This window comes from Myroides sp. LoEW2-1, assembly GCF_009767705.1.
GTDB lineage: Bacteria > Bacteroidota > Bacteroidia > Flavobacteriales > Flavobacteriaceae > Flavobacterium > Flavobacterium album_A.
Window position 1 is genome coordinate 1 of record NZ_WSPP01000013.1, and the last position, 1900, is coordinate 1900.

The 1900-nt window shown below is 31.2% G+C and carries 1 protein-coding gene; it reads right to left on the reverse strand.

The window, feature by feature from the left end; translation table 11 throughout:
* Positions 1-95 precede the first annotated feature (95 nt).
* Positions 96-1589, reverse strand: coding sequence for a S41 family peptidase (locus GOQ24_RS01420; protein WP_155092441.1), 1494 nt, complete (start codon positions 1587-1589; stop codon positions 96-98).
* Between the last annotated feature and the right edge of the window lie 311 nt (positions 1590-1900).

Here is a 1900-nt window from a genome sequence, read left to right on the forward strand (position 1 = left end):
GTATACATCTAATACTTTAATATTCCTTAAACAGGAAAGAACTCAAAAATAGTATTAAAAACAAAAGCTCACTATACAGCGAACTTTTATTTTTATTATTTCTTTACACTTCCTATCAATTCACTTTCCTTTTGAATTAACTTCAAAACGAATTTCAATTCTGGATCTTCCATTTCTAACAATCCTTCGTAAAACTGATCTTCCGTTATCTGATAATCAGGAATAACACCTCTACAACCTTTACTTTTCTCAATTTTATCATTGAAGAAAACTTCTGAACGCGGCAAATCAACTATTGTTTGGGTATTGGGCAACTTATAGTTGATAAACCAAGAAGCAGTTGTAAAATTACTACAAGTTCGCGTTTCTTGCCCCACTATCACTCCCCTGTCATTTTCCTTAAACAAAGATGCAAAATAAGTAGCAGCAGAAACAGTATTATTATCTATCAATAGATACACTTTACCATCAAAGGCCTTTCTATCTCGAGGGTAGTTCTCCACGTAAGATTCATCTAACCTATTATTTCCATAATAGTAATCCTCCCCTTCTACTTCATCATAACGTTGATACATGAAGTTATCCATGTTCTTGATATCCATTTCAGAAAATTGACGACCATTGCTATCCACTAAATTCTCTCTTACTTTGATATCGAGAACCTTAGTTGCATAGCGGTATGTATTCTTAAACATTTTATCCTTAGATATAAAAGAGTAATACAGCGGAATATTACTGAGTAAACCACCTCCATTACCTCGTATATCAATAATTAAATTCTTGACACCTTTGGATTGTAATTGCTCAAAGAAAGTACTCAATTTATGATAGGCATACTCCTCAGAAAAACCAAATGTTTTAATCGTCAATACATAAGTTTCACTATTAATCTCTTGACCAAATATTCCGTATGAATAGCTAATGAGATCAATGGGAAATATCGATTTCTGTGAATTATAATAACTCCTTGCGTAGTTAACTGAATTTACAGTAATCTCCTTTAACTCATCATCCTCCAGATTTTCTCTATATTCAATCCTATATTCCTCTATCCCATTGTACATTAATGAAACATAAAGCGAAAAGTCTTTGGCATTTACCACATCGATTAATCCATCAGAGCTTATTCTAATATTGTCCAATAATTCTTTTGCTGACTTGCCATTTACCTTTTCGATAATTGCTCCGGCAGGAATATACTTGTTAAACTGATTAACAAATACCTTCTCATTAAAAACAACTGTGCTAAAAGGGAAAAAAGTAGCCGTTTTCGAAAAATCTTCAAACACCATTAAGTCAGTACTTAACCCAGAATGAGCATCTTTTATCAACGGTAAAGGGTTTGACAGTAAAAATTTAGAATAACTTGCGTCTTTCTCTAACTCACTTCTCAACTTTTTAACTGAAGAATTAAAATCTTGTTCACTTATAAAACGATAGGGATTGGGGTGTTGTTGTTTTATAACATCAACTAACACATCAAAATCTTTAAGATAATCTTCTTTAGTTAATTCTTCGTATTTCTTTTGACCATAAACTAAAAACTGAGTCAATAAACACGAAGTTAATAACAAATATTTCTTTATCATGAAAACAACTTCCTTTTTGATTGCTCCTGCAATACTTATTTTATCATAACGATTACAAATCCTGAATATTTTAAAGCATAGCAGAAGTAATAAACAAATATAAAAATATATATTCTCTTTTTAGCGAATACCCCGACAATTCAATCAACAAAAAAAGCAAGCTTAAAATCTAAGCTCGCCTTCTATTAACGATGAAAAAGAAAATTTAAATCTCAATATATTTTTCAAATATTTTCTTGGCCTTTTTCTTACAGACCTCTTTTTTGTACTTATCATGAGCCGATAGATACACAACAGGAGCTTTTTTACAC